Raw genomic sequence first — 20,119 nt, 5'->3', positions numbered from 1 at the left:
CGTGTTGGTAAGTTTTCGGCCGGTTAGTGCCAGTTCCCTGCACCCATTACTGGGCTTCCAGGTCTGGCCTATCGATCCCGTAGTCTGCGGGGGGCCTTATCCCTCTAAAAGGGTGAGAAACCTGATCTTGGAGAAGGTTTCCCGCTTAGATGCTTTCAGCGGTTATCCTGTCCGAACGTGGCTATCCAGCCGTGCCCCTGGTGGGACAACTGGTATACCAGAGGTTCGTCCGTCCCGGTCCTCTCGTACTAGGGACAGGTTTCCTCAAGTTTCTGACGCGCGCGGCGGATAGAGACCGAACTGTCTCACGACGTTCTAAACCCAGCTCGCGTGCCGCTTTAATGGGCGAACAGCCCAACCCTTGGGACCTGCTCCAGCCCCAGGATGCGACGAGCCGACATCGAGGTGCCAAACCATCCCGTCGATATGGACTCTTGGGGAAGATCAGCCTGTTATCCCCGGGGTACCTTTTATCCGTTGAGCGACACCCCTTCCACTCAGAGGTGCCGGATCACTAGTCCCGACTTTCGTCCCTGCTTGACTTGTAGGTCTCGCAGTCAAGCTCCCTTGTGCACTTACACTCAACACCTGATTGCCGTCCAGGTTGAGGGAACCTTTGGGCGCCTCCGTTACATTTTAGGAGGCAACCGCCCCAGTTAAACTACCCGCCAGGCACTGTCCGTGAACCCGATAAGGGTTCGACGTTAGGTGTCCAATACGATCAGAGTGGTATTTCAACAACGACTCCATACAAACTGGCGTCTGTACTTCAAAGTCTCCCACCTATCCTACACAAACCGTACCGAACACCAATACCAAGTTGTAGTGAAGGTCCCGGGGTCTTTTCGTCCTGCCGCGCGTAACGAGCATCTTTACTCGTAGTGCAATTTCGCCGAGTCTATGGTTGAGACAGTTGGGAAGTCGTTACGCCATTCGTGCAGGTCGGAACTTACCCGACAAGGAATTTCGCTACCTTAGGATGGTTATAGTTACCACCGCCGTTTACTGGGGCTTAAATTCTCCGCTTCACCTTACGGTTAACGGGTCCTCTTAACCTTCCAGCACCGGGCAGGCGTCAGTCCGTATACATCGTCTTGCGACTTCGCACGGACCTGTGTTTTTAGTAAACAGTCGCTACCCACTGGTTTCTGCGGCCGAATCCCGCTCCCACCGCAAGGGTGTTCACGGTATTCCGGCCCCCCTTCTCCCGAAGTTACGGGGGCATTTTGCCGAGTTCCTTAACCATAGTTATCTCGTACGCCTTGGTATTCTCTACCTGACCACCTGTGTTGGTTTGGGGTACGGGCCGTGTATGTGCTCGCTAGAGGCTTTTCTTGGCAGCAGAGGATCACCGAATTCGCCTCAATCGGCTATGCATCACCTCTCAGGATCAATGAGCGACGGATTTGCCTATCGCTCTCCCTACAGGCTTGCCCCAGTATTACCACTGACTGGTACGGCTACCTTCCTGCGTCACCCCATCGCTTGACTACTACCAGCGAAGGTCCCACGCAGCCCCGAAACTCCATGCCCCCGAAGGGGAATGGTCGATCCGGTTTTGGGTGGTTAGTACCGCTGATTCATCAGGGACGCCTATACACGGGTACGGGAATATCAACCCGTTGTCCATCGACTACGCCTGTCGGCCTCGCCTTAGGTCCCGACTCACCCTGGGCGGACTGGCCTGGCCCAGGAACCCTTGGTCTTACGGCGGGCAAGGTTCTCACTTGCCTTATCGCTACTCATGCCTGCATTCTCACTCCCCCACCCTCCACCACCGGTTACCCGGAGGCTTCGCTGAATGGGGGACGCTCCCCTACCCACATCCACGTAAACGTGAATGTGCCGCGGCTTCGGCGGTGTGCTTGAGCCCCGCTACATTATCGGCGCATAATCACTTGACCAGTGAGCTATTACGCACTCTTTCAAGGGTGGCTGCTTCTAAGCCAACCTCCTGGTTGTCTCTGCGACTACACATCCTTTTCCACTTAGCACACGCTTAGGGGCCTTAGCCGGCGATCTGGGCTGTTTCCCTCTCGACGCACGGAGCTTATCCCCCGCCGTCTCACTGCCACGCTTTACACCACGGCATTCGGAGTTTGGCTGACGTCAGTAACCTAGTAGCGCCGATCGGCCATCCAGTAGCTCTACCTCCGTGGTGAACCACGCAACGCTGCACCTAAATGCATTTCGGGGAGAACCAGCTATCACGGAGTTTGATTGGCCTTTCACCCCTACCCACAGCTCATCCCCTCAGTCTTCAACCTAAGTGGGTTCGGGCCTCCACGCGGTCTTACCCGCGCTTCACCCTGGCCATGGGTAGATCACTCCGCTTCGGGTCCAGAACACGCCACTACACCCCAAAGGGGATGCGCCCTATTCAGACTCGCTTTCGCTGCGGCTACCCCGCACGGGTTAACCTCGCGACGTGTCCCTGACTCGCAGGCTCATTCTTCAAAAGGCACGCCATCACCCCACGAGGAGGCTTTGACGGATTGTAGGCACACGGTTTCAGGTACTATTTCACTCCCCTCCCGGGGTACTTTTCACCATTCCCTCACGGTACTAATCCGCTATCGGTCATCGAGAAGTATTTAGGCTTACCGGGTGGTCCCGGCAGATTCACAGCAGATTCCACGGGCCCGCTGCTACTCGGGAACTGATACAAGGTAGGTGACGGGTTTTCGCGTACCGGGCTCTCACCGTCTACGGCAGGCCATCCCAGGCCATTTCCGCTAACCACGACACTTTCTGACTACCCCTCAGCCAGGTAGAGCTGAGACATATCACTCCCACAACACCGCGCGCACAACCCCTACCCGGTTATACATGCGTGCGGTTTAGCCTGTTCCGCGTTCGCTCGCCACTACTGACGGAATCACAATTGTTTTCTTCTCCTACGGGTACTGAGATGTTTCACTTCCCCGCGTTACCTCCCGCACCCTATATATTCAGATACGGGTAACACGACATCACTCGTGCTGGGTTTCCCCATTCGGAAATCCTCGGATCAATGCTTGGTTGACAGCTCCCCGAGGCATATCGCAGCCTCCCACGTCCTTCATCGGCTCTCGATGCCAAGGCATCCACCATGCGCCCTTAAACACTTACTTACACACAAGAGTTAAAAAAGAAATTACACATTTCGATGAACACGCCGGCCCCGAAGGACTGCGCGTTCATCTAGATGCTCGCAACCACTATCCAATACTCAAACACCACACCCCACCACCAAGATGGAGGGACTCCACACGGATCGACCGAGTGTTGTCTCAGGGCCCAATAGTGTGTCTGGCAATCATTTGCTGTTGTGCACCCGGTTTTCGTCCACTACAGACGAGAACCCCTCACGGCTCGCACCCCACCAATTGGGATGCTTTTCGTGGTGCTCCTTAGAAAGGAGGTGATCCAGCCGCACCTTCCGGTACGGCTACCTTGTTACGACTTCGTCCCAATCGCCGATCCCACCTTCGACAGCTCCCTCCAAAAGGTTAGGCCACTGGCTTCGGGTGTTACCGACTTTCATGACGTGACGGGCGGTGTGTACAAGGCCCGGGAACGTATTCACCGCAGCGTTGCTGATCTGCGATTACTAGCGACTCCGACTTCATGGGGTCGAGTTGCAGACCCCAATCCGAACTGAGACCGGCTTTAAAAGGATTCGCTTAACCTTACGGCATCGCAGCCCTTTGTACCGGCCATTGTAGCATGTGTGAAGCCCTGGACATAAGGGGCATGATGACTTGACGTCATCCCCACCTTCCTCCGAGTTGACCCCGGCAGTCTCTCACGAGTCCCCGGCATTACCCGCTGGCAACATGAGACAAGGGTTGCGCTCGTTGCGGGACTTAACCCAACATCTCACGACACGAGCTGACGACAGCCATGCACCACCTGCACACAGGCCACAAGGGAACGCCTATCTCTAGACGCGTCCTGTGCATGTCAAACCCAGGTAAGGTTCTTCGCGTTGCATCGAATTAATCCACATGCTCCGCCGCTTGTGCGGGCCCCCGTCAATTCCTTTGAGTTTTAGCCTTGCGGCCGTACTCCCCAGGCGGGGTACTTAATGCGTTAGCTACGGCACGGATCCCAAGGAAGGAAACCCACACCTAGTACCCACCGTTTACGGCGTGGACTACCAGGGTATCTAATCCTGTTCGCTCCCCACGCTTTCGCTCCTCAGCGTCAGTTACTGCCCAGAGACCCGCCTTCGCCACCGGTGTTCCTCCTGATATCTGCGCATTCCACCGCTACACCAGGAATTCCAGTCTCCCCTGCAGTACTCTAGTCTGCCCGTATCGCCCGCACGCTCACAGTTAAGCCGTGAGATTTCACGAACAACGCGACAAACCACCTACGAGCTCTTTACGCCCAGTAATTCCGGACAACGCTCGCACCCTACGTATTACCGCGGCTGCTGGCACGTAGTTGGCCGGTGCTTCTTCTCCACCTACCGTCAATCCGAGAAAACCCGGACCTTCGTCGATGGTGAAAGAGGTTTACAACCCGAAGGCCGTCATCCCCCACGCGGCGTCGCTGCATCAGGCTTGCGCCCATTGTGCAATATTCCCCACTGCTGCCTCCCGTAGGAGTCTGGGCCGTATCTCAGTCCCAGTGTGGCCGGACACCCTCTCAGGCCGGCTACCCGTCGTCGCCTTGGTAGGCCATCACCCCACCAACAAGCTGATAGGCCGCGGGCCCATCCCACACCGCAAAAGCTTTCCACCAAAAGACATGCGTCTAAAGGTCCTATCCGGTATTAGACCCAGTTTCCCAGGCTTATCCCGAAGTGCAGGGCAGATTGCCCACGTGTTACTCACCCGTTCGCCACTCGAGTACCTCCGAAGAGGCCTTTCCGTTCGACTTGCATGTGTTAAGCACGCCGCCAGCGTTCGTCCTGAGCCAGGATCAAACTCTCCAAACAAAAACTCCCCGCAGAACGAGGTGAATTCACAATCAGAGAAAATCTGACCTAACAAAAAGACACCAAATAACTGGCATCAAAATTACGACCATACCCACACACGGGGGGTGTTAGGTATGGCCAAAAAAACAACAACAAATAATAAACACCAAACACACTATTGAGTTCTCAAACAACACTTGTTTCGCCCGTTTTGGGGCAACCCTGCCAGCTTAATACAGGCCCGGCAGGTTAGTCAACTCCCAGTTTTGATCTTCTAGAGACCGTGTCGGGAGCAGCCGTGCCAGGCTAGTACCAATCCAGCGAGGGGTCAAGGCCCCGCTTTCGTCCACCTTCGCGTAGGTGACCGCGCTTGTGGGGCACTGACTTTGGTTACTGTACCCGCTCGATCTCCGCTCCCAAAATCGCCAGGTTTTCCACGAACAGCGGGTAACCGCGATCGATGTGGAAGACGTCGTGGACCTCGGTGTCTCCGTCGGCGACAAGCCCGGCCAGCACAAGGCCGGCGCCCGCCCGAATGTCCGAACACCACACCGGTGCACTCGACAATTGCGGCAAGCCCCGAACGACGGCGTGATGCCCGTCGGTTCGGGCGTCGGCACCGAGGCGGATCATTTCTTCAACGAAACGAAAGCGAGCCTCGAATACGTTCTCGGTGATCATCGACGTGCCGTCCGCGATCGAGGCCAGGGCGATCGCCATCGGCTGCAGGTCGGTGGGAAATCCGGGGAACGGCAGGGTCGCCACATTGACGGCCTTTGGGCGCTCGTACTGCGCCACCCGGAAGCTGTAGTCGGTTTGCGTGACGGTAGCGCCGGCGTCGTGCAGCTTGTGCAGCACCACCTGCAGGTGGGCCGGGTCAATGCCCGTCACCGTGATGTCCCCGCGGGTTATCGCCGCAGCGATCCCCCAGGTGGCGGCGACGATGCGATCGCCGATCACCCGGTGCTCGGTCGGGTGCAGCTTCGGAACGCCGGTGATGGTCATCGTCGGCGAACCGGCGCCCTCGATCTGCGCGCCCATCTGGTTCAACATCGTGCAGAGATCCACGACGTCGGGCTCGCGCGCCGCATTGTGGATGGTGGTGACGCCCTCGGCCACGACCGCGGCCATCAGGATGTTCTCGGTGGCCCCCACCGAGGGAAACTCCAGCTCGATCTCCGCGCCGCGCAACGTATCGGCTTGTGCCACTACGCATCCGTGCTCGATGTTGCACTGCGCACCGAGTTGGCGCAGGCCGGCCTGATGCATGTCCAGCGGGCGTGATCCGATCGCATCGCCGCCCGGCAGCGCGACGCGGGCGCGCTTGCACCGGCCGACCAGCGGTCCCAGCACGCACACCGACGCGCGGAACTGTCGCACCGCGGCGAAGTCTGCGTCGTATTTCGGTTCGTCCGGAGAGGTTATTCGGGCGACATCGCCGTCCAATTCGACCGTTGCGCCCAGGCCGCGCAGCACCTCCGCCATCAGCGGCACATCCAGGATGTCCGGACAGTTGGTGATCGTGCTGGTGCCTTCGGCCAACAGCGTCGCGGCCATCAGCTTGAGAACGCTGTTCTTGGCGCCCCCTACTGCGACTTCGCCTGCCAACCGGTTACCGCCGGTCACCACGAATCGCTCAGCCACCCGCGTCAGTCTAGTGAAGCGGTATCGGCTTGTCAGTCGGCCGACCCACACCCGAGTACGGTTTGCTCATGGCTGTACACCTGACTCGCATCTACACACGAACCGGCGACGACGGCACGACGGGATTGAGCGACTTCTCCCGGGTTTCCAAGAACGATCCTCGGCTGGTGGCCTACGCCGATTGCGACGAAGCCAACGCGGCGATCGGCGTAGCCGTCGCCGTCGGTCAGCCGGACGAGAAGCTCGCCGGCGTATTGCGGCAGATCCAGAATGACTTGTTCGACGCCGGCGCGGATCTGTCGACGCCCGTCGTCGAGAACCCCGAGTATCCGCCGCTGCGCGTCACCCAGCCCTACATTGATCGGCTCGAGAAATGGTGTGACGCATACAACGAGCCGTTGCCGAAGCTGAATTCGTTTGTGCTGCCCGGTGGTTCGCCGTTGTCGGCGTTGCTGCACGTCGCCCGGACCGTCGTTCGTCGAGCCGAGCGCTCGGCGTGGGCGGCCGTCGATGCCGCGCCCGCGCAGGTCAACGTCCTGCCCGCGAAATATCTGAACCGCCTGTCGGATCTGCTTTTCATCCTGTCGCGCGTGGCCAACCCCGGCGGCGACGTGCTGTGGAAACCGGGTGGCGAGAATGCCGCCACGAGTTAGCCGGCGACCGTCTGCCCAACCGTTGACGGGGTCTACAGGCTGCGCCGACGGGAACGAGGTGACGGGCGCGACTCCAGCCAGGACAGGAACGCGGTCAACGCACCCTTGTCCAAGGCGATCTCGTAACCAGACCTGCGGTCCTGGGTCGTATCGCGCAGCTCGATGACGACGATCTCGTCGGTCATGATGTCGAACTCGTCGCCGCGCGGTGCCCGCCTCGACACGATCTCCACGCCTCGCCGGCTCAGCCGCCGGTCGGGCCACAACCGCAGACTCGAGAGTCGGTAAAACGCGGCTTCGCCACCGCGATAACGGATTACGCCATGCCTCCAGCCGTGGCCTCCGACCGCAGGAATGTCTCGCATGATCCCCGCCGTGCCGCCCTGGCGCAGCTTCCACAGCCGATAACTCAATGCGATTACGGCGCTCGCCAGCACGACGACGAGCACGACCATGCCGACCATGGGCGCGCTCATCGGCGATTAGTCGATCGCGCCGACGGCACGCAATCTCGCGCGCCCCTTGGCGGCGATGCGCGGGTCGTCAGACTCAGAAGCCTCTCTGGCGGCGCTCTCGTCGATCTCCGACTCGAACTCGGCGGATTCGGCGAGGATCGTCACCGACTCCTCGGTGACAGATAAGAATCCGCCGTCCACCGCGATCCGCAGATCGTCTTCGCCCTCTCTTTCGACGCGCACCATTGCGTCGTCGACCAACTGCGCCACCAGCGGGATGTGTCGCGGCAGGATGCCGATCTCACCGACGGTGGTGCGGGTGAACAGGAACGTTGCCTCACCCGACCAGATCTTTCGGTCGACGGCGACTATTTCGACGTTCAAATCCGCCATACCACAGAGCCTTTCGGAGCCTTTTCGCTCATGCCTCAGGAATCCAGTTTGGCGCCAAAGCTTTCGGCCTTCTTAGCCAGGTCATCGAGGCCACCGATCAAGAAGAACGCCTGCTCCGGGATGTGGTCGAAATCGCCCTTGGTCAGCCGGTCGAACGCCTCGATGGTCTCCTTCAGCGGCACCGTCGAGCCGGGCTGGCCGGTGAACTGCTCGGCCGCCATCATGTTCTGCGAGAGGAACCGCTCGATGCGCCGTGCGCGCTGCACGAGCTGCTTGTCCTCTTCCGAGAGCTCGTCGATACCAAGGATCGCGATGATGTCCTGAAGATCCTTATACCGCTGCAGGATTCGGATGACTTCCTGGGCCACCCGATAGTGCTCGTCGCCGACAACACTCGGGTCCAGGATGGTCGAGCTCGACGCGAGCGGGTCCACGGCGGGGAAGATGCCCTTGGAGAACACATTTCGAGACAGCTCGGTGGTGGCGTCCAGGTGCGCGAATGTCGTTGCCGGCGCCGGGTCGGTGTAGTCGTCGGCGGGCACATAGACGGCCTGCATCGACGTGATCGACTTGCCTCGCGTCGAGGTGATGCGCTCCTGCAGCTCGCCCATCTCGTCGGCCAGCGTCGGCTGGTAGCCCACCGCGGACGGCATACGACCGAGCAGCGTCGAAACCTCCGAACCGGCCTGGGTGAATCGGAAGATGTTGTCGATGAACAACAGCACATCCTGGCCGGCCTCGTCGCGGAACCACTCGGCCATGGTCAGCGCGGACAACGCCACCCGCATACGGGTGCCGGGCGGCTCGTCCATCTGACCGAACACCAGCGCGGTGTCCTTGAGCACGTCGGCTTCCTTCAGCTCGACCCACAGGTCGTTGCCCTCACGGGTGCGCTCCCCCACGCCGGCGAAAACTGAAGTACCACCGAAGTTTCGGGCGATACGGTTGATCATCTCCTGGATCAGCACCGTCTTGCCGACGCCGGCACCACCGAACAGCGCGATCTTGCCACCGCGCACGTACGGAGTGAGCAGGTCGACGACCTTGAGGCCGGTCTCCAGCATTTCCGTGCGGGGCTCGAGCTCTTCGAACGGCGGCGGCTTGCGGTGAATCGACCAGTGGTCGAACTCCTCGCCGTACCCGGGCTTATCCAGGCAGTCGCCCAGGGCGTTGAAGACGTGACCCTTGACGCCCTCGCCGACCGGCACCGAGATCGACTTGCCGGAGTCAGTGACCTCAACACCACGCACCAAGCCGTCGGTGGGCTGCAGCGAGATGGCACGAACGAGGTGGTCGCCCAAGTGCTGCGCAACCTCGAGTGTCAGGGTCTTCTTGAGCTCCTCAAAGGTGATCTCCGCGTTGAGCGCGTTGAACAGCTCGGGTACCGAGCCGCGCGGGAACTCGACGTCGACGACGGGGCCGGTCACCCGTACGATGCGGCCGCTGGTGTCGCCGTTGGTCGACTTCTTGTCGGTCTTCTCGGTGCTTTTAGTAGTAGCAGCCATATTTTTCTTCTTCCTCGTGTGCTACTGAGCGTCGGCGAGCGCGTTTGCGCCGCCGACGATTTCGCTGATCTCTTGGGTGATCTGGGCCTGCCGCTCGCGGTTTGCCATCAACGTCAACTCTTTGATCAGGTCGTCGGCGTTGTCGGTCGCCGACTTCATTGCTCGTTGACGCGACGCCAGCTCCGATGCCGCCGACTCGAGCAACGCGGCGTACACCCGGGTCGTCACATACCGCGGCAACAACGCATCGAAAAGCGTTGTGGCGTCTGGTTCGAACGAGTAGAGCGTGTGGAGTTCGTCGGTGTCCTCGACGTATTCCATGACCAGCGGAGCGATGCGGTGGGCCACCGCGGCTTGGGACATCATCGACTTGAACTCCGAGTACACGATGTGCAGTTCGTCGACGCCCTGGTCGTCCTGTGACTCGTCATCGCCGGCCCCGGCCATGAAACTGTCGACCAACGTGGACGCGATCTCCCGAGCGTTTTCCACCTGCGGCTGCTCGGAAAAACCCGTCCAGGATTCAGTGATGTCCCAGTTGCGGAACTTGAAGTAGTTCTGCGCCTTTCGGCCCACCGTGTAGACGACGGGTGTCTTGCCTTCCTCTCGCAGCAGGGAGAACAATTCCTCCGAGCGGCGGAAGATGCTCGAGTTGTACGCGCCGCACAGACCACGGTCCGAGGACACGACCAGGACGCCGGCGCGCTTCGGCTCCTCTCGTTCGACCAAGAGTGGATGGTCCAATGCCGCTTCGGAGGACAGCGTCGTGAGCATCGAGGTGATCTGGAATGCGTAAGGCCGGGCGGATTCCAGCCGAGCCTGCGCCTTGCCGATGCGCGAGGTCGCGATCATCTCCTGGGCCTTGGTGATCTTCTTGATCGACCCCGCCGAACGAATCCGGCCGCGTAATTCGCGAAGTGTTGCCGCCATCGGTAGCTACTTCTTGTCCTTGCCGGAGGCCTTGGCGGATTCCTTCTTGGTGTCCTTGGACCCCTTTGTGTCCTTTGGCTTTTCCTTCTTGACCCGTACGGACTCTTTTTCCAGATCCTCTTCGTCCAAGGCCTCGACGTGCTCGTCAGGCACCACCGATCCGCCGCCCGTGGCCGCGAACCCCTTCTTGAAGTTGTTGATGATGTCGGTGAGCTGGTTCTCGCCTTCCTCGGAGAGCTTCCCGCTGTCGCGCACACCACTGAGGAACTTTTCCTCCGAAGCTCGCATGTGGTCGAGCAGCTCGGTCTCGAAACGCCGAACGTCCTCGACCGGCACGGAGTCCAGGTGACCGCCGGTGCCCAAGAAGATCGAAACCACTTGCTCCTCAACGGGCATGGGCTGGTACTGCGGTTGCTTCAAAAGTTCGACCAGCCGCTCGCCGCGCTCCAATTGCGCCTTCGAGGTGGCATCCAGGTCGGAGGCGAAGGCGGCGAACGATTCCAGTTCGCGGTACTGCGACAAGTCGAGTCGCAGCGAGCCGGCCACCTCCTTCATGGCCTTGATTTGCGCCGCACCACCCACGCGGGATACCGACACACCGACGTTGATGGCCGGCCGCACACCCTGGTTGAACAGGTCGGACTCCAGGAAGCACTGGCCGTCGGTGATCGAGATGACGTTGGTGGGAATGTAGGCGGAGATGTCGTTCGCCTTGGTCTCGATAACCGGCAGACCGGTCAGCGAACCCCCGCCGAGATCGTCGGAAAGCTTGGCGCAACGCTCCAACAGGCGCGAGTGCAGGTAGAACACGTCGCCCGGGTAGGCCTCGCGACCCGGCGGGCGGCGGAGCAGCAGGGAGATGGCGCGGTAGGCCTCGGCCTGCTTGCTCAGGTCGTCGAAGACGATCAGCACGTGCTTGCCCTCGTACATCCAATGCTGAGCGATCGCCGAACCGGTATACGGCGCAAGCCATTTGAAACCGGCGGAGTCTGACGCCGGCGCCGCCACAATCGTGGTGTAGTCCATCGCGCCGCCCTCGTCGAGCGCACGTCGGACCGAGGCGATCGTGGTGCCCTTCTGGCCGATGGCCACGTACACGCAGCGCACCTGCTTGCGCTCGTCACCGCTCTCCCAGTTTTCCCGCTGGTTGAGAATGGTGTCCACGCAGACGGCGGTCTTGCCCGTCTTACGGTCACCGATGATCAGCTGGCGCTGGCCGCGCCCGATCGGCGTCATCGCGTCGATGGCCTTGATCCCGGTCTGCAGCGGCTCGCTCACGCTCTGCCGCTGCACCACCGACGGCGCCTGGATCTCCAGCGCGCGGCGAATGTCGGTATCGATGTCGCCCTGGCCGTCGATCGGGTGGCCGAGCGGATTGACCACGCGCCCTAGGAACGCGTCGCCTACGGGCACCGACAGGACCTCGCCGGTGCGCTTGACCTGTTGGCCTTCTTCGATTTTCTCGAAGTCACCCAGGATCACCGCGCCGATGTCGTGTTCATCGAGGTTCAGGGCGACGCCGAGGACTCCGCCGGGGAACTCGAGCAGCTCCTGGGTCATGACGGAGGGCAAACCCTCGACGTGCGCGATGCCGTCCCCGGCCTCGATGACCGAGCCGACCTCCTCGCGGGCAGTATCGGAGGTGAAGGAGTCTACGTACTCCTCGATGGCGCTCTGGATGTCCTCAGCGGAGATGGTCAACTCGGCCATGGCTTTTCGTCTTCCTACTTGATCGTGGTTCGCGTGATTGTGATTGGTCGATGGTGGTCAGTCGGGCAATTGAGCCTGGGCCGCGGCAAGTCGAGAAGCGAGCGTCCCGTCGATCACTTCGTCGGCCACGGAGATGAGCAGCCCGCCCAATAGTTCGGCATCGATCTGGAGTTGCACCGCCACCGGGTGGTCGTAGATGCGGCCGAGCACGTCAATGAGGCGGGTGCGCTGCGCATCGCTGAGTTCGGCTGCCGCGCTGACTTGCGCCACGATTTCGCCTCGGCGCGCCACCGCAACCTTCGCCAGGAACTGAATGGCCTCGTCAGCGTTCTGGCCCCTTAGCAGCTCCACAGTCTGGGCCAGCAGCGCCATCGTGATCGGATTGACCCGGCCGCTTGCGCTGTCAAACACCTTGCGCAGGAGGCCGACTCGCCCCTCCACCGGAACGGAGTAGTCGCCCAGCAGGATCGCCAACCGCGGCTCCGCGTCGAGGGCGCGGGAGAACCGGAACAGCTGTTCTTCGACCTCGTCGACTTTGTCCTCACGTTCGGCTACTTCGAGCAACGCCTGCCGAGACAGGTGTTCGATGGCGTCGATGAGGTCGGAGTTTGCTGACCAACGCTCCGATACGGCCGAGCGCAGCACGTCGAGGGTGACGTCGCCGACCTTGCCGGAGAGCAGCCGCTCGATCAACTGGACCCTGGGGGCTCCATCCTCGGCCGGAACGGTCAGATACCGTGTGACGACGATCTCGCGGTCCAGCATCTGGGCAACTTCTACCAGCTCACTGGAGACAGTCGAAAGCCCCTTGTTGTCAAGGTCTTTGGCTAGGTTGTTGAACTTGTCCGACAAGTTGCCCAGTGCGATGCGACTCGACGAGCGCATCTTGGTCATCAGCGGATACTGGACGTCGGCCGCAACGGGCGCCATCTCGTCGAGTTCGTCGAGGAACCGGTCGACGGTGGCCGACTGCTGTTCGGTGTCGGCGACGTAGTTGCGCACCAACTCGCCCGCCTGGCGCACCGCTTCGTGGCCGAGTTCCAACCGGAGCTGTCGGCTCAACTGGGTGCGCAACAGATCGACCTGACGGCTGCCCTGTGTGTTGATGCGTTCGGCCTCGACGTCCGCCTGGGCCCGCAGCTGCTCGACGATGCGGCCCGCGTCGGTCTGGGCCTCCTCGACGACCCGTTCGCCCTCAGTCTTCGCGTCTTCCACGGCCTTGTTGTGCGCCGTGGTCGACTCGGTCAGCCGATCGCTTGCCGTCGCAGCATCTTTCAGCTGTTGGCGCACGGCGTCTTGCCGCGCGGCCATCAGCCGACGCACTGGCGGCACGACGTAGCGCACCACCAGGAACACGATGGCCGCAAAGCCCACCAACTGGCCGATGAAAGTCGACATACGTATTTACCGTCCGGATGTCTTGGTTGCGGATGTGGTTGCGGCGGGGGCGACGTCGACGCCGAGGATGCGGCTTGCCAAGGTCGCCGACATCGACGCCACGTTGGCACGCAGATCCAGTTCCACGGCGTCCCTCTCCCGCTTCAATTGCTCGGATGCCATTTGCAACGTCGACATCACCTGTTGTTCGGCACGGGCGCGCGCGTCTTCGATCACCTTACGACCTTCGGCGCGGGCATTGTCGCGCAACGACGACGCCTGAACCCGCGCCTCGCTCAGGGCTTCTTCGTAGTCGGCCTTGGCCGCTTCGAATTGCTCGGTCGCCTTCTTGTTGTCGGCAGCCGTCTTGGCGACCATGGCCTCGCGCTCGTGCAGCACTCTCATCACCGGCGGCACGACGAATGTGCCGATGACGGCTAGCACGATCAGGAAGATGGCCAGCACGAAGAAGAAGGTGCCGTTGGGGACGAGGAAGTTGTTGCCTCCCTCGGCCACCACCTGGCTAGATGCCAAAATGCTCAGACTCGCGTCACGCATTGCGGCGAATTACTTGACCGGGGTAGCGAAGACGAACAACGCCATGAACGCCAGGTTGATGAAGTAGGCCGCCTCGACCAGACCGACCGTGATGAAGAACGGCGTGAACAGCCGGCCCTGCGCCTCGGGTTGCCGGGCGATACCCGAAACCAGCGCGTTACCGGCAATGCCGTCACCGATGCCGGCGCCGATCGCACCGCCACCCATGATCAGGCCTCCGCCGATGAGAGCGGCGGCAGCGATTTGAGGGTCCATGCCTGCCATTCTTTTCCTCCTTGATAACTGGTAGGGGTCTACCAGGCCTTTGTAATGATGTGTGGGTCAAAATGATTCGTGGTTGTCTCAGTCATGCTGATCCTCGATCTCCATCGACTGACTGAAGTACAGGATGGTCAGGATCGAGAAGATAAAGGCCTGGATCGCCCCGACGAACAGGTCGAAGGCCTTCCAGATCGCGTTGGGCGCCCACATGATGTACGGCGGGAACATCGCGATCAGCGCGACCAGGATGCCGCCCGCGAAGATGTTGCCGAACAGTCGGAGCGACAGCGAGATGGGCTTGGCGAGCTCTTCAACGAGGTTGATCGGCGCCAGGAACGCCACATGCCCCTTAACCACCGCCAGCGGGTGCCCGATGATCCCGCGGCGCCAGATGCCCGCCACGTGATAGCAGACGAAGACGAAAAGGGCCAGCGCCAGAACGTAATTGATGTCCGCCGCCGCCGACTTCAGCAGCTCGGAGGCGTGCCCGGATTTGTCTTTGTACTGCAGCGGAAGCACCGACAACCAGTTGGAGATCAGAATGAACACGAAGATGGTGACGGCCAACGGCAGCACGAACGGGGCGATCCGCATGCCGATAGCGCTTTCAATCTGTCCGCGCATCTGTTCGGTGATCGCCTCCCAGAACAGCTGAACGCCACTGGGCACGCCCTTGGAGGTGATCTTCGCACGCAAGAAGAAGGCCAGCCCGAGGACGATCACCGCGGCGATCGCGGTCGACAGGATCGTGTCGGTGTTGACGGTCAGGCCAAGCCACGTGGCTTTGTTGTGCTCGCCGACCTCGATCGCCGACTCGGCCAGGAACGACGTCGTCCCAGTCATCGTTGCTGTTCCTTACCTTCCGTTCCGTCCGATCCCGTGATCACGCCGCCTTCGACACCGTCCGAAGACTCCGCCCAGTCGCCGGCGCGCAGCTTCTTCCATACCGGAAGCGCTGTCGAGACCACCAGCAGGACGTGGAAAAGCGCCAATCCGAACAGGACACCCAGGCCGGCGGGCCGGAAGAGGTAGGCGATGATCAGCCCGACGACGGTGATGATGGCCAGCCGTGACGCCGAGTTGACCGCCATCGACCTTTTCAGGGGGTGATCCTTCGCGGTGATCGATTCAACCGAGCGGCGCACCAGCACCGCATTGAGCAAACCCAGGAGAAGTCCGACACCGAAGAAGACTCCGACCATCGGATGGCCGGTCAGCGCGGCGGCGAGCACCGCCACCGCGGTGATGGCAACGCTGATCGCGAAGAGCCGAACCGGACGGAAAGCAACAGAGGGGAACACCAACGGCGCGTCCTGCGCTGGTGTCGTCACTGCAGCACCTCAATCCCAGGTTGGTAGAACGGGAACCCCCCGACCGACTGATCGGTGATCCGCCGAGCGTATCGCACGTCACAGTTGAATCACCCAACGGGTACATCCCGAGGCCGGTCTTGATCCAGCCCGCTCGGATCAGCCTCCGATGGACCGGTAGCCTGCGCGGCTTTTTGGGGTTCTACCAGCACCGTACCACACCGACAACCCCACTACTACTCCTCGTCGTAGTACTCATCCCGGCGGCGCAGGAGCGGGATTGCCGTCGCGATGCCGGCCACGGCGATGGCGCCCAGCATCACTGCGGCGGTATCGCGCGGGCGGAAAAAAATCGTGCTGGCCGCGCCGAACGCGACGATCCCGACCCACAGATAGATCAGCAACACCACCCGGCGGTGCGAATGGCCGATCTGCAGCAACCGGTGATGCAGGTGCATCTTGTCCGGGCTGAACGCGCTGCGGCCCGCGCGGGTACGGCGCACGATCGCCAACAGCAAATCGAGCATCGGTACAAAAATGACTGCGGCCACCAGCAGGAACGGGGACAGCAGCACGAACACATCCCGGGCGCCGTAGGCGTTCTGCGAGACCGGGCCGGCGGCCGTCGTCGACGCGGCCGACAGCATCAGACCGATCAGCATGGAGCCGGAGTCGCCCATGAAAATCTTGGCGCGATGGAAGTTGTGCGGCAGAAAGCCCAGGCAGGCGCCGGCGAGCACCACCGAAATCACCGCGGGCGGATAGAAGAGGACGTCACCGCCGTGGTCGCGCAGCAGGCCGACCGAGAACATGCAGATCGCCAGCGCGGTGATCAGTCCCAGGCCTGCGGCCAGACCGTCGAGACCGTCGACAAAGTTCATCGCGTTGACAACCGACACGGTCAGCGCCAGGGTCAGCAGGATCGACGAGGCCTGGTCGAGCACGATGGTGCCGACACCGCCGACGGGGATGTACAGGACGCTCCATGCCACGCCCATGGTGACCAGCACGCTGGCCGCAGTGATCTGACCGGCGAACTTGGTCAAAGCATCGAGACCCCAACGGTCGTCGATCAGGCCGATGCCCATGATGACCGCACCGGCCACCAAAACCGCGGGCATACCGGTGGAGTAGACGAACCCGCGGGTGAGGGCGGGCAATTGGGAGGCCAGAAAGACAGCCGTGATCACGCCGAGGAACATCGCCAGCCCACCCATCCGGGGTGTCGGCGTCACGTGTACGTCGCGCTCTCGCGGATAAGCGACCGCGCCCAGCCGGGTGGCCAGCACCCGCACCGGTCCGGTCGCAAAGTACGTGATGATCGCCGCGGTCAAGCCCACCAACGCCAGCTCACGAAGCGGAACGCCGGCGCCGCGGTCTTTCAGCGCGAGCAACCCACCGGCAAGGTTGGTCACGTCGCTGGACATCACCGAGACCGTACTGGACAAACCTGGCACCTCGACACCCGCTCCAGTCAGGCTGGGGCGGTCAAGCTTTCCGGATCGACGGCAAGTACTTCCGCGATCCGCTCCGCGCTGACCGGACCCGGCCGCAGAATCCGCGGCGTGGCACCGGTCAGATCAACGATGGTGGAGGCAGCCCCTTGATCGGACGGGCCCGCTTCCAGATAGACGTCCACCAGATCGCCGAGCTGGCTGCGCGCCTCGTTGGCATTCACGGCAGCCGGACGGCCGGAGACATTGGCGCTCGACACGGCCAGCGGCCCGACTTCGCGCAGGAGTTCGATCGCGACGGGGTGCAGCGGCATCCGCAACATCACCGTGCCCCGAGCATCGCCGAGATCCCATTGCAATGACGGCGCCTGGCTCACCACGAGGCTCAACGCACCCGGCCAAAACGCGCGGATCAAATCGCGGGCCCCGTCCGGCATGGTGTAGACGAGTCCCTCGATGGTGTGCCAGGAGCCGACCAGCACACCCACCGGCATATCGCGCCCCCGGCCCTTCGCCGACAGCAACGCGGAGACGGCGGCGCTGTTAAACGCATCGGCGCCGATGCCATACACGGTGTCGGTCGGCATGACGACCAGGCGGCCGCCCTTGAGCGCTCCCGCCGCGGCGGTGATTCCAAGTGAGCGCTGAGCGGGGTCCGCACAGTCGAAGACATCAGTCATTTGCGCCGTTCTCCCCCCGTGTCGCTGTCCTGCGGGCTGTCACGAATCGCGGCCGGCCGGTCAGATCACGCCGGGCCTGGACGTCTTCGAAAGACGCTGTGCGGTCGAACAATTCCACCGTCTGCGCCGAGGTGGTGTCATCGTGCTCGACGCCGATCAGTCCGCCCGGGCGCAGCCAGCGACCGGCGAGACGGACGAGGGGGGCGATCACCGCCAATCCGTCCGGACCGCCGAAGACGGCCTGGCGCGGATCGTGTTGCGCGACTTCGGGGTCCAGCACCGCATCGTCGGGCACATAGGGCGGGTTGGCCACCAACATGTCGACTCGACCGTCCAGTTCGGCGAGCAGTCCGGGGTCGCAAGCCAGCTCGGTGACGTCGGCGCACAGCAGCTCGATCGCCGTGCCCTGCGCGTTGCGGCGCGCGTATTCCAGCGCGGTATCGGAGTTATCGATGGCGATAATGCGCGCCGCGGGCCGGTGGTTGGCCAGCGCCACCGCCAAAGCGCCCGAACCGGTGCACAAGTCGACGATGACGGGCTGCGGCGCGAGTTGTTGCGAGGTAGCCCATTCCAGCAGGGCCTCGGTCTCGGGGCGAGGTATGAAAACCCCGGGACCCACGTGCAGCAGGACGGGGCCGAATGGCGCGCTCCCCAGGAGATGCTGCAACGGCACGCGCTGCGAACGCGCGGTTACGACCTCGCGGTAGCGCCCTAGGAAGTCGTCGTCGGCGGACTCCAGCAGGCCGAGGCGTCCGCGGTCGGTTCCCGCGAGGTGTGCGGCCAGCTGCTCGGCATCCCAACGCGCAGAGTCGATTCCCGCTTCGGCAAGGGTGACCGCAGCATCGTCGATCGCGCGCCGCAGGGCGTTCATGCCTGTTGCAGCCGGGACTGCTTGTCGGCGGCGGCCAGGGCGTCGAACAGGGCGTCGAGGTCGCCGTCGAGAACCTGATCGAGGTTGTGCGACTTGAAATTGATGCGATGATCCGCGATCCGGTTCTCCGGGAAGTTATAGGTGCGGATGCGTTCGCTGCGGTCGACGGTACGAATCTGGCTGGCCCGGTCCGCCGAGGCATCCGCGAGTGCCTGCTCCTCGGCCAAAGCCTGCAGGCGGGCGGCCAGGACCTGCAGCGCGCGGGCTTTGTTCTGCAGCTGCGAGCGTTCGTTCTGACAGGTGACGACGATGCCGGTGGGCAGGTGGGTGATGCGCACCGCGGAGTCCGTGGTGTTGACGCCCTGGCCGCCCTTGCCCGACGAGCGATAGACGTCGATGCGCAGATCCGACTCATCGATCTGCACCTCGCCGACTTCTTCGGGTTCGGGATAGACCAGCACGCCGGCCGCCGAAGTGTGAACGCGGCCTTGCGATTCCGTCACCGGGACACGCTGCACCCGGTGCACTCCGCCCTCGAATTTCATCCGCGACCAGACCCCGTCGGCGGTGTCACCCTTGCTGGCGATCGCCAGGGTCGCGTCTTTGTAACCGCCGAGGTCTGAGGTGGTTTCGTCGAGCACGGTGACGGTCCAGCCATGCCGTTCCGCGTAGCGGATGTACATCCGCGCCAGGTCGGCGGCGAACAAGGCCGATTCCTCGCCGCCTTCACCGGACTTCACTTCCAGCACAATGTCGTCGGGGTCATGCGGGTCGCGCGGTGCCAGCATGTCGGTGAGTTGGGTGTCCAACTCCGACACCTGGGTTTGCAGATCCGTCACCTCGTCGGCGAAGGACGGGTCGTCGGCGGCAAACTCGCGCGCCGTTTCCAGGTCGTCGCGCGCCGCCACCAGCTTGCGGTAGGTGCCCACGATCGGGGCCAGGCGAGCGAACCGCCGTCCGGCTTTGCGGGCCTCGTCGGGGTTGCTGTGCAATTCCGGATCTGCCAGCCGGCGCTCGAGGTCGGCATGCTCGGCCAGCAGCACATCAATGGTCTGAACCGGCTTGGTCACTGCCACACCTCCTGCCCCGCTTTGCCTGTCATCACCGCAAACGCAAACCGACGCCCGGCCTGTGCGGCGGTGCGCACAGTTCGGGCGTCGGTATCCGAGCTATTTGTCGGCAGCGCCGGCGTTGCGCTTGCCGTACCGCTTCTCGAAGCGGGCCACGCGGCCACCGCTGTCGAGGATCTTCTGCTTGCCGGTGTAGAAGGGGTGGCACTGCGAGCACACCTCGACGACGATGCGCCCGCCGTCCTTGGTGCTGCGCGTCTGGAAGGTGTTGCCACACCCGCAGAGCACCGTGGTCTCCGCGTAGGCGGGGTGAATGTCAGCTTTCATCGTGTCCTCTTC

At 62.3% G+C, this 20,119-nt stretch carries 16 protein-coding genes, 2 rRNA genes and 1 pseudogene; 1 reads left to right on the top strand and 18 read right to left on the bottom strand.

What is annotated here, in order from left to right; genetic code table 11:
• Positions 1-3 precede the first annotated feature (3 nt).
• The 3 genes from A5753_RS12110 to murA form a co-directional block, all read right to left on the bottom strand.
• Positions 4-3,113 (bottom strand): 23S ribosomal RNA (locus A5753_RS12110).
• 283 nt (positions 3,114-3,396) lie between these two features.
• Positions 3,397-4,927, bottom strand: a 16S ribosomal RNA gene (locus A5753_RS12105).
• Together the 16S and 23S rRNA genes form the textbook arrangement of a ribosomal RNA operon.
• Before the next feature lie 372 nt (positions 4,928-5,299).
• On the bottom strand, positions 5,300-6,553 hold the full coding sequence (gene murA, locus A5753_RS12100; RefSeq protein WP_067127692.1) for a UDP-N-acetylglucosamine 1-carboxyvinyltransferase: 1,254 nt from the start codon (positions 6,551-6,553) through the stop codon (positions 5,300-5,302).
• A gap of 68 nt (positions 6,554-6,621) precedes the next feature.
• On the opposite strand from murA, the gene A5753_RS12095 reads away from it, so the two are divergent.
• Positions 6,622-7,206 carry a cob(I)yrinic acid a,c-diamide adenosyltransferase gene (locus A5753_RS12095; protein WP_067127689.1) on the top strand — a complete coding sequence of 195 codons (585 nt, stop codon included), beginning with the start codon at positions 6,622-6,624 and terminating at the stop codon, positions 7,204-7,206.
• A gap of 32 nt (positions 7,207-7,238) precedes the next feature.
• Here A5753_RS12095 and A5753_RS12090 read toward each other — a convergent pair whose 3' ends face one another.
• The 15 genes and pseudogenes from A5753_RS12090 to rpmE all read right to left on the bottom strand — a co-directional run bounded on the left by A5753_RS12090 (position 7,239) and on the right by rpmE (position 20,107).
• Positions 7,239-7,682 carry a DUF2550 domain-containing protein gene (locus A5753_RS12090; RefSeq protein ID WP_067127686.1) on the bottom strand — a complete coding sequence of 148 codons (444 nt, stop codon included), beginning with the start codon at positions 7,680-7,682 and terminating at the stop codon, positions 7,239-7,241.
• 6 nt (positions 7,683-7,688) lie between these two features.
• Positions 7,689-8,054, bottom strand: a complete 366-nt coding sequence (locus A5753_RS12085) for a F0F1 ATP synthase subunit epsilon (protein ID WP_067127682.1) — start codon at positions 8,052-8,054, stop codon at positions 7,689-7,691.
• Positions 8,055-8,089: 35 nt separating this feature from the next.
• A complete protein-coding gene (atpD, locus tag A5753_RS12080; RefSeq protein ID WP_067127679.1) occupies positions 8,090-9,559 on the bottom strand; it encodes a F0F1 ATP synthase subunit beta in 1,470 nt (489 codons plus the stop codon).
• A gap of 21 nt (positions 9,560-9,580) precedes the next feature.
• Positions 9,581-10,489 (bottom strand): F0F1 ATP synthase subunit gamma, encoded by a 909-nt coding sequence (locus tag A5753_RS12075; RefSeq protein WP_067127676.1) that lies wholly within the window; start codon positions 10,487-10,489, stop codon positions 9,581-9,583.
• A 6-nt stretch (positions 10,490-10,495) separates the two neighbouring features.
• Positions 10,496-12,199, bottom strand: a complete 1,704-nt coding sequence (gene atpA / locus A5753_RS12070; RefSeq protein WP_067127673.1) for a F0F1 ATP synthase subunit alpha — start codon at positions 12,197-12,199, stop codon at positions 10,496-10,498.
• Between the two features lie 57 nt (positions 12,200-12,256).
• Entirely contained in the window at positions 12,257-13,597 is a 1,341-nt protein-coding gene (locus A5753_RS12065; protein ID WP_067127670.1) for a F0F1 ATP synthase subunit B/delta, read from the bottom strand.
• Between the two features lie 6 nt (positions 13,598-13,603).
• Positions 13,604-14,134, bottom strand: a complete 531-nt coding sequence (locus A5753_RS12060) for a F0F1 ATP synthase subunit B (RefSeq protein WP_067127667.1) — start codon at positions 14,132-14,134, stop codon at positions 13,604-13,606.
• A gap of 9 nt (positions 14,135-14,143) precedes the next feature.
• A complete protein-coding gene (locus tag A5753_RS12055) occupies positions 14,144-14,389 on the bottom strand; it encodes a F0F1 ATP synthase subunit C (protein ID WP_065052998.1) in 246 nt (81 codons plus the stop codon).
• Between the two features lie 87 nt (positions 14,390-14,476).
• Positions 14,477-15,238: a F0F1 ATP synthase subunit A gene (gene atpB, locus A5753_RS12050; RefSeq protein ID WP_067127664.1), complete on the bottom strand. Its 762-nt coding sequence runs from the start codon at positions 15,236-15,238 to the stop codon at positions 14,477-14,479.
• On the bottom strand, positions 15,235-15,726 hold the full coding sequence (locus A5753_RS12045; RefSeq protein ID WP_067127661.1) for an ATP synthase subunit I: 492 nt from the start codon (positions 15,724-15,726) through the stop codon (positions 15,235-15,237). The genes atpB and A5753_RS12045 overlap by 4 nt, the downstream gene beginning before the upstream one ends.
• Before the next feature lie 215 nt (positions 15,727-15,941).
• Positions 15,942-17,151, bottom strand: a pseudogene (locus A5753_RS12040) (glycosyltransferase family 4 protein); the annotation flags it as partial.
• A 28-nt stretch (positions 17,152-17,179) separates the two neighbouring features.
• Positions 17,180-17,839, bottom strand: coding sequence for an L-threonylcarbamoyladenylate synthase (locus tag A5753_RS12035; RefSeq protein WP_067127655.1), 660 nt, complete (start codon positions 17,837-17,839; stop codon positions 17,180-17,182).
• Positions 17,832-18,710 carry a peptide chain release factor N(5)-glutamine methyltransferase gene (gene prmC, locus A5753_RS12030; RefSeq protein ID WP_067127652.1) on the bottom strand — a complete coding sequence of 293 codons (879 nt, stop codon included), beginning with the start codon at positions 18,708-18,710 and terminating at the stop codon, positions 17,832-17,834. Before prmC ends, A5753_RS12035 begins: the two co-directional genes overlap by 8 nt.
• Positions 18,707-19,780, bottom strand: a complete 1,074-nt coding sequence (gene prfA, locus A5753_RS12025; protein WP_067127649.1) for a peptide chain release factor 1 — start codon at positions 19,778-19,780, stop codon at positions 18,707-18,709. The genes prmC and prfA overlap by 4 nt, the downstream gene beginning before the upstream one ends.
• A 99-nt stretch (positions 19,781-19,879) precedes the next feature.
• Positions 19,880-20,107, bottom strand: coding sequence for a 50S ribosomal protein L31 (gene rpmE / locus A5753_RS12020; RefSeq protein ID WP_067127645.1), 228 nt, complete (start codon positions 20,105-20,107; stop codon positions 19,880-19,882).
• Between the last annotated feature and the right edge of the window lie 12 nt (positions 20,108-20,119).

The sequence above is a fragment of the Mycobacterium sp. 852002-51971_SCH5477799-a genome, from assembly GCF_001667145.1.
In the GTDB taxonomy this organism is placed as follows: domain Bacteria; phylum Actinomycetota; class Actinomycetes; order Mycobacteriales; family Mycobacteriaceae; genus Mycobacterium.
This window is presented reverse-complemented; position numbering and strand designations above follow the sequence as displayed.